Source organism: Saprospira grandis DSM 2844 (assembly GCF_000275825.1).
In the GTDB taxonomy this organism is placed as follows: Bacteria; Bacteroidota; Bacteroidia; order Chitinophagales; family Saprospiraceae; genus Saprospira; species Saprospira grandis_A.
In genome coordinates this window covers 2,565,694-2,574,547 of record NZ_JH719942.1, presented here as the reverse complement: position 1 = coordinate 2,574,547, position 8,854 = coordinate 2,565,694, and the positions used below count along the sequence as shown (strand labels likewise).

General features: G+C 46.3%; 6 protein-coding genes. 2 read left to right on the top strand and 4 right to left on the bottom strand.

Going from position 1 to position 8,854, the window contains the following annotated elements:
- Positions 1–269 precede the first annotated feature (269 nt).
- Complete coding sequence (locus SAPGRDRAFT_RS11880) at positions 270–1,670, bottom strand: DUF819 family protein (protein WP_002659482.1); 1,401 nt, start codon at positions 1,668–1,670, stop codon at positions 270–272.
- Positions 1,671–1,682: 12 nt separating this feature from the next.
- On the bottom strand, positions 1,683–2,441 hold the full coding sequence (locus SAPGRDRAFT_RS11875) for a TrmH family RNA methyltransferase (RefSeq protein ID WP_002659481.1): 759 nt from the start codon (positions 2,439–2,441) through the stop codon (positions 1,683–1,685).
- 259 nt (positions 2,442–2,700) lie between these two features.
- Between SAPGRDRAFT_RS11875 and SAPGRDRAFT_RS11870 the strand changes: the two genes are divergently transcribed.
- Both SAPGRDRAFT_RS11870 and SAPGRDRAFT_RS11865 read left to right on the top strand, forming a co-directional pair.
- Positions 2,701–5,829, top strand: coding sequence for an outer membrane protein assembly factor (locus SAPGRDRAFT_RS11870; RefSeq protein WP_002659480.1), 3,129 nt, complete (start codon positions 2,701–2,703; stop codon positions 5,827–5,829).
- A gap of 74 nt (positions 5,830–5,903) precedes the next feature.
- A complete protein-coding gene (locus SAPGRDRAFT_RS11865) occupies positions 5,904–6,356 on the top strand; it encodes a hypothetical protein (protein WP_002659479.1) in 453 nt (150 codons plus the stop codon).
- Between the two features lie 292 nt (positions 6,357–6,648).
- On the opposite strand, the gene SAPGRDRAFT_RS23900 is transcribed toward SAPGRDRAFT_RS11865, so the two are convergent.
- Positions 6,649–7,140: a hypothetical protein gene (locus tag SAPGRDRAFT_RS23900; RefSeq protein ID WP_002659477.1), complete on the bottom strand. Its 492-nt coding sequence runs from the start codon at positions 7,138–7,140 to the stop codon at positions 6,649–6,651.
- 2 nt (positions 7,141–7,142) lie between these two features.
- Positions 7,143–8,854: hypothetical protein (locus tag SAPGRDRAFT_RS23500; RefSeq protein ID WP_002659476.1), on the bottom strand; the 1,712-nt coding region annotated here is incomplete at its 5' end.

The following is an 8,854-nucleotide window of genomic DNA, read 5'->3' as shown; positions in this document are numbered from 1 at the left end:
AGGCTTTTCTACTTTTATAATCGACTGATGTTCTTACTGCTATTTTGGGGAGGCAAAAATGCCCTGAGCGGGCTGTTCTGCCATGGCCTAGCGATGTGCAGGGGGGCGGCGAAGCCGCAGACCGAAGCAGCTTGCTGCCGAAGGGCCGAGCAGACCTGCGAGCCCCGAAACGTAGCGCCGCAAGGCCGCAGGCCGCAGCGGAGGCCCCAAAAAAATCCCTCTCTAGCCATTATACTAAAGAGGGATTCATTCATTAAGCGTTTAACTTATCAGCTGGCAATGGCCTTCATCATCAGGGCACAAATAATGGCTCCATAGGTGCCTAAGGCATAGCCCAAAACGGCCATTAGTACGCCTACTGGCGCCAAGGCTGGACTAAAAGCGGAGGCCACAACGGGTGCAGAAGCGGCGCCCCCAACATTGGCTTGGCTGCCCACGGCCACAAAGAAAAAGGGCGCTCGGATGAGTTTGGCGACCAAAAGCAAAACGCCCACATGCACGAGCATCCAGCAAATGCCGATGGCAAAAAGGCCGAGATTTTTAACCACTTCGCCTAGGTTCATTTTCATGCCGATGGTGGCCACCAAAATATAAATGAACAAGGATCCCCAGCGGCTAGCGCCCAAGCCCTCTAGTTTTCTGGCGGGCGTAAAGGAGAGAACGAGGCCGTAAGTGGTGGCCAAAACGATCAGCCAGAAGAAGGCCGAAAGTAAAGAGCTCAGGCCAATTTCATTGAGTGTTTCCTCAAAAGGGGTTAATAGCGGAACGATCCAATCGGCTCCGGCATGCGCCAAGGCCAGGCCGCCAAAACCCACGGCTGCCATAATAAATAGGCTGTAGGTACTGGGCATTTGGGCCACACTCATTCGGTAATCGCTCACCCGCTCTTCCAATTCTTTGATGGCCGAAGAATCGGCATTGAGCCAGCGGTCTACCTTATCTGAAATCTTGACGCCATAGAGCAAAAAGCCCATCCAAATGTTAGCCACAATTACATCGACCACAATCATGGCGGCAAAAATATTATCGGGCACCTCAAAGACCTCTTTCATCGCTGTTTGGTTGGCGCCGCCGCCAATCCAGCTCCCTGCCACTGTAGACAATCCTCGCCAGAGTTCATCGGGGCTCATATCGACCAATCCCGGGGCAATATAACTAGTGAGTAGTAAGGCCGCTGGTCCGCCCAAAATGATTCCTACACTAGCTGCAAAAAACATAATTAAGGCCTTGGGACCCAAGTTGATCAGGCCCTTAATATCAATGCTCAGGCAAAGCAAAATCAAACTAACGGGCAAGAGATATCGGGAAGCCATAAAGTACAAATTGGAATGCTTAGCTGTGGCCATATAGGCCGATTCTTCCAAATTGGTTTTTTCCTCCAGCCAAGTTTTCACGGCCTCATAGGTCCAGCTCCCCCAACCCTCTGGAGGGGCAATTTCTGCTGCTTTTAGTACGGCCTCTAGGGGCTCCTGCTCAAAATAATGCGGAGCAATTAGGCCCAGCGGATAATGCAAAAGGGCTGGAATAAAATAGCAGAGCAACAAAGAGGGCACAAAAGTATAAAAGCGTTTCCAGCCCTTGCTTTCTAGTTTTTCGGTAAAAAAGACTGCCCCTAAAACGACAATCAGCAGGCCCAAAACAACGGCCTCATTCGTAAATATCGGTTCCATTTTTCTTTTCCATTAAAGCTGGCGAACAGCAAATTCTCCTAATAAGATTCCGGTGGCTACGGCGGCATTTAGGGATTCGGCCCCGCCAAATTTAGGGATACTCAGTGCGGTAGTCAATTGCGCCTGCAGTTCCTCCGATAAACCTTGGCTCTCATTTCCAATCAATAGGAAGGCGCCTTTTTTCAAGGGGGTATCATAGACATTTTCGCCTGACAAAAGTGCGCCATAGCGGGGCAAGTCGGCCCAATCCTCAAATAATTGATTCAAATCTACATCATGTACATTCACCCGCAAAAAGCTTCCCATACTCGCCTGAATCACCTTGGGGTTGTACAGGTCTACACAATCGGGGCTACAAAAAATATTTTTCACCCCAAACCAATCGGCCATACGGATGATGGTCCCCAAATTTCCTGGATTTTGCAGGCGGTCCAAGACCAAAGACAGCCCTTGTTCCAGGCCCTCAATTGGGGGCGTTTCTCTTTTGGCCACCACGGCCAGCACCTTATTGGCTTGCTTGAGGCCCGACATCCGCTCCAGTTCCTTGCCGCTCAATCCATATTGCTCGGGTTCCTGCGCCCAATCCTCAAAGGGAAGTTCAGCCCAATATTCCTCAATGCCCATCAAGGCCTCTACCTCAAAGTGCTCTTGCAAAAGCAATTCTCGCACAATTTTTTCTCCTTCTACCACAAAACGCCCTTGCAAATCGCGCTGTTTTTTCTGCTGCAAGCTCTTAATCGCCTTCAGCTCATTTTTACTGATTCGTTTCATATATTTTTATTTTTTTGGGGCCTCCGCAGCAAAGCTGCGGCGCTACGCTTTGGGGCTCGCAGGCTTGCTCGGCCCTGCAGTTTTTTCGCTTCGCTCAAAAACTTTGGTCTGGCCCTGCGGGCCACCCCGCCGCATCGCTAGGCCGTTCGGCCCTTCGGGCCGCTAAACAGCTAAAGGAGTGCAACAAAAGATGTATCTTTAGCCCGCCCAAAGCAAAGGCCACAATCTACAAAAAAAAACGCCGCAATCTACCCAAAATATGGCTCCCTTTCTTCGCTCTTGGCCCCTCGGCCTGCTCTTCCCCCTGCTCTTGCTGCTTGCATTGGGCCAACATAGCTGCCAAAACCGCAAGTACCTCCCTGCCCACTCTAACCCCAAGCACAAAAAAAGAAGAGTCTATGAAGAGCAACTCTTGGTCAGTAATACCATCAAGCTAAACAAAAAAAAGAATAAAGAACGAGCCGATGGCGCGCTGCTCTGTGCCGACTCTATTCTGGTCCCCCAACAAAGCTATGAGCTTTCTGCCGAACAGCAAGAGCTTTTTGCTTACGATCTATTCTATACCCTGCGCCAAAAACCCAATCGGAAGATCCTTCTTAGCTACCCCTTTCTCTGGATTCATAACCGAGCCAAGGAAAAACGCATCAAGTACGTTTATGACCGAAATTATCGGCATCTAGACGAAAATGGCCAATGGAAAAAAGGGGGCATCCGCCCCGATTCCCTCAATTTTGTCCAAACCGCAGACTCTAGCTATTTTAAAGATAATCGCTGGCGAAAGTTTTTGCGCAATAAGGTGGGCGAAGCCCCCAGTATATTTGATTCCGCAGAGGCCAAATATGCCGCCCTCTCTATGCAAAATTACCTCATCCAAAAAGGTTACCTAGATGCTAAGGTGGGCTATCAGGTAGAATATAACCGCTATAAGGCAAAGGTCAATTATTATTATAGTACTGGCCGCCCGCTTATTATTGATACCGTCATTTTTGAATCCCCAGATCCGCAAATCCACAAAATCCTCCAACAAACTAAGTATAAGTCTAAAATCAAAGCCGGAAACCCGCTAGCCAAATCGGCCTTTTTAGAGGAAAAAACCCGACTCACCTACGAAATCCGAAATCAAGGCTATCAGGAGTTCAACTGGAACTATATCGCCTTTGAAGCCGATACCGTCAATGCCGATACGCTTGATTTTAAGGGCCGCCCCTCTAAAAGTCCTCGGGCCAATATTTATGTCAATGTCTTCCCCCCCAGCGATAGTAGCCTGCACCAACAGTATAGTATCCACAATGTCTTTATTGTCCTTGATGAACCCCGGCTAGAAATCCATAAAAGTAGCCGCCGCTACCAAATGGATAGTAGTTATGTGGTGCTTCGCCCCCCCAATAAAGGCCACCGCCAACTCTACCGCAGCGAACTGCATGAGGGCGATAGTCTAAATTATTGGACGCTCTTTGGACAGGGAGAGGAAAATCTGCTGGCTCGTATTTCTAAGCAAAAGAATAGAAGCATTTTGGTTCTAGCCGGCGGTAAATTCCCCTACCTGCTCCGCCTTAGCCTCAAAGAAAAAGCCCCCAAAAATGCAGCATGGGGCAAGATTAGCCAAGTATCTAGGAGCGAAATCAAAATTAGCTTCCCCAAAAAAGAAAGCAAGAAATCTTTCTACCAAAACCGAATCAAACAGCAGTTTTATGCCGAAAACCCCCTCAATGGCAAAATCTATAAGCTGAGTCTCCACCCCTACCGCCAACGCTTTATTCGCAAATCCTATCAGGAGGTCCAAGAAATTAGCCCCACCGATATTCATATCCATACTATCTTGCGCAAACCCGCCAAAAGTATCCAAACCGATACCGCCAAGGCGGCCAAGGAAATTGCTAAGCGCAAAAAACAAAACTTTATTATTAAGGATGCGGCCATTTCCAGAAATGTCCAATTGACCAACGGAAGCATCTATAATTTTGACGCCGGTAAGGAGAGTATCGACCGCATCTCTGACCTCAATGTCTTTAATTTTCCTCGCCTAGAATATGTGCCCTCCAAATCTGGCCAAGCCAACGAATTAGATGCCTATGTTTTTATGCAAAAAGCCCCAAAACTACAATTGGGTATAGATACCGAGGTTAATACGGGTAGTAATAACCTAGGCGCAGCAGTCAATCTATCGGCCCGAAACCGAAATATATTCAAAGGTGGAGAATCTTTTTCCTTTAATGTAGAAAGTGGTATCGATTTCCAAATTCGAAACCGAGATAGTGTACTCAATGCCACGGAGGGCTTCCTGAGCTGGGTCAATCTACTCGATATTAACACGGGCTTCGAGCTGAAGTTTCCCCGTATGCTGGGCTTCAGAAACTGGACCCTAGGCGTAGATAAGCCCAATAGCAAGATTAACCTCAATTATAATTATCTCCAACAAGCCAGCGATTTCCGCATCAGCTCTTTTGATGCCAGCTTTTCCTACAATTGGCAAAAAGGCAAGCACCAAAGCTTTAGCTGGTCGCCCCTGCAAATCAACCTCACCCTAGAACCCCAACTAGATGCCACCTTTAGCGAACGCCTAGCCGAAAGTAACCTCGGCCTCTGGCTCTCCCTGCAAGAACGCTATTTTATTCCCGCTAGCAATTTCCAATATAGCCGAAGCAATATCCGCATCGCCAAAAATCAATTGGGCTACTTTAGGGCCCTGCTAGAAATAACGGGCTCTAGCGTCTGGCTGCTCGACCAAATCAATGGCAATAACAATATTCAGTTTTTTGGTATCCCCTACACCCAATATAGTAAGGTCGATCTGGACCTCGGCCACAATTGGCGCATCGCCAAAAAGTATAGCCTAGCTAGCCGACTTATGCTGGGCGCAGCCCTGCCCTATGCCAATTCTAGCCGCATCCCCTTTAGCCGACAGTTTTACCTAGGTGGCCCAAGTAGTATGCGCGGCTGGAATATGCGCTACCTCGGCCCCGGCCGCATCCGAGCCGAACCCGGCGCAGAGTTCCAACTCGGCGATATTCGCCTAGAAATGAATACGGAGTTCCGCTTTATGCTCAATTCCTGGATTGGCGGCGCTATCTTCGCCGATGCCGGAAATGTCTGGCTGATGAAAGGCATCGAAAGAGATTTTGCTGGCTACCCCTATAGCCCAGAAGAAAACGGCGCCATCAGTTGGGACTTTTGGCAAGAACTGGCCCTAGACGCAGGCGTCGGTATCCGCCTAGATATGAGCTTTTTTATCCTCCGCCTAGATTTAGCCATGCAGGTCCGAAATCCAGCCGGCTTTGATATTACCGACGAAAATGACCAAATTCAACGTTATGGCTCAGATGGCCTACCCGTCTACTGGAATTGGGGCCGCCTCAATTGGGTGCTGGCCGTGGGCCAACCTTTTTAAGGTCCCGATTTCCATTTTCCAAACTTCCTTGTATTTTACATTTCTTTATATCTCTTCACTGCTAAATTATGATTATGAAGTACTACTGGATGCTCCCCCTGCTTTTTGCCCTCTTTAGTTTTATCCCCAACAAGCAACTACAAGCCGCCTCTTCAGCCATAGATATGGGCCATTTCCATCAGGAAACCGTACTAGGCCAAGGCCAGGGAAAAGGCAAAAAACTCACTAAAAAACAAAAACGCCAAAAACTCCGCAAACTCCGCAAAAAGTACCGCAAAGAAATGAAAGGCCTTAGCAAAGCCCAAAAGAAGGCCTTTTTGCTCAAAAAACTAAATAGCGAACAGGCCCCCGAGCAAACACAGCTCAATATTCCCATGAAAAACCTTCTCCTTCTTGGCCTCTTGCTTATCGTTTTGGGCGCCCTCTTTAGCCTCCTCGATATCGGTGTACTCGCCTCTATTTTTGGCTTTATTGGTGCCCTCCTCATTATTATCTGGCTCATTTTCCTCATTCTCGAAAATGTCTAAGGCCCCATCACTAATCGCTTATTTTGCCCTCTTGCCTGCTGTGCTAAGGGGGCTTTTTTTGGGGGCTGCCCCGCCCTTTGGGCGGGTCGGGCCATTGCGCAGCTCGCAGGTCTGCTCGGCCCTGCGGCGGCAAAGCCGCCTCGGTCTGCCGCCTTCGGCGGCCCTGCTACAGCCCCTCAGCCTGCGGCGGCTTCGCCGCCTGCAAAACCGTTTAGAAGTGGTATTGCTTCTCCATCTTTTATTGAAAGAGCAAAGCCCCAAACGGGAGTTTGGGGCTTTGAATAGCTAGTTTTTATTTTTTATGGAGTGGAATTTCTTTAATCAACTGATCCGCGTTATTGGATAAGACCTGTTTAACAAATATTTCTCCATTTGGATACACAAAGTTGCCAATAGGATCAAGCAGTAACCATTGTACTTCTACGCTATTTCCTTTCTTTACCGTTTGTAAAGTCCCCTTAACAAGTTTGAAAAACCCTTTTTGTATTCCATCTGTCTTTGTATTAGCTACAGAGGCATTTATACTAACATTTCCTGAACTATAATTTGTAGTAGATTTTTCTGTAGCATATTCATCTGTAAGAGAATAGTCGCCTCCAAGTATGCCATCAAGGCCAAAATTTGCAGCGCCTGTTCGCCCAATGTTATGTGTGGAACCTTTTGTTTTACTACTTCCTATTTCAACCCCAGCCTCTGCAGCTATATTTACAGTTCTTTGATCCGCAGCTATTTTGTAGCTAATCTCTGCAGAAAATTCGTGATAAGCAGTACCATCAGCTTCCACAACTAGCGGAGCATTAAAACTGGCTTTGATTTCATAGTCAGGCCCCTTTTTTGACTAACATTCATGCTTAGAGCTGTGGCTTTTGCCGCATACTGCCCGTTGTTTTTATTCAACTGAAATTTGATAGTAAGCGAGAGGGTACTATCATTAGAGAGTAGAATATTTTGAGTTAAGCTATCTTCGGTATGGCTAGGGGCCCATTGTACTACTGCTTGTTGACAGCTTTTTATGGCCTCTTTTATATTGTACTCCTGAAAATTATGAGCGAGAATTAGTGCTAAGTCTTCAGCCAATGTTGCATTAGCCCTATTTGCTTCTATATAACTGATTAGCCCATTTTTTTCTTTATGGAAAAAAGTATTGCCTATAGCCTTTTTATAAGGCCGTATAAGATGACGGGCTAAAATTATATTTCTGCCCTTAAGGCTTGCTTTGAGTTGCTTAAGCTCAGCCTCCAAGGCTGGAGCAAAAGCAGCCATTGCCGCTTCTTTTTTGAAATAGGCGATTAATTTTTCAGTTAAACAATCTAGCTTATAGACGCTATTGTCAGTTGCAAAAACATTAGACTGCCTTACCCAATCTAAGTAAATATCATAGCAGTTAAATTTTGCTCTTGCACCATCTATTTCTGCAAGAAGAGCTATAATTCTGTGAAGGTTGGGTAGTAGTACTTTATTGTGATTTTCATACCATGCTTCAGGATGCGCAATTAGAAAGGCAGCCGTTTCTCCAATAACTGTAATCATAGTGCTGGAGACCTCTTCATTACTTAATTGACCTTTAGGAAGGAATTTACGGCTGTAATCAAAAATTAGCTGAACCACTTTTGGATCATTAACTTTATCCCATTCTTTTATTTCTTCTAATACATAGATAGCGTTAATTTTTAAATCGCGGTATTTTTCTAGCGTATCTAAGACCATCAGCTCATAAATAGTTTTTATGCTTTGGGTTTTCCAGTTTTCAACTTTTGAAGTCCATTTCTCTATGGCCATTTCTTTCTCTCTTTCCTTCTCCTCCAACTCCTCCTCCGTCAAAAAGTCATCTTTGGCCAGGGCTTGGTCCAGAATGCTTTCTAGTTGGTTTGGGGAAAGGACATAAGGCGCAATGGTAGACTCAATAAAGCGCGATTTAGCTCTATACTTCTTAATCTTTTCTACCGCATCATAACGCTCAAAAATTTGGGCCAATTCTTCTAAAAATATACTGGGCGGCTTGTTGTCTGCCTGCTCTACTAAAGCCTTAATATCTGCTGCAATTAGACGGCAAACTTTGAGCTTTTTACCTTCAGAAAAGCTGATGTAAAGATCATTTAGGTATAAGATTTCCTCCCATTGGTCCTTTTGAATGTTGCCTTGCAGCTTTCGTGCCTTTAACGCAACTTTTTGAGCGTTTTGGGCAAATTTCACCAAAAAATCAGTTTTGGGTATATCCTCTTCCTTAAGGGCCAAAAATAGCTGCTCCAAATTGGCCTTATCCATTTTGAGCTGCGGCTTAAAGGCCTTTAGGCCCGCTTTGGTCTTGAGCAAAGCCGCCTTTAGGCTTGGGCGATCGGGATCCTCTGCAGGAAGCTCCTGATAAAGTGAACATAGTTCTTGATATTGGGCCAAGGTTTCTTCATAAAGGGCTGTATCTTCTTGATACTGCTGCTGCTTTGCCAAAAAAAGTTCTCGCTGCTTCATCTGTAATAAATTTAGATGGCCAAAAAATAAAC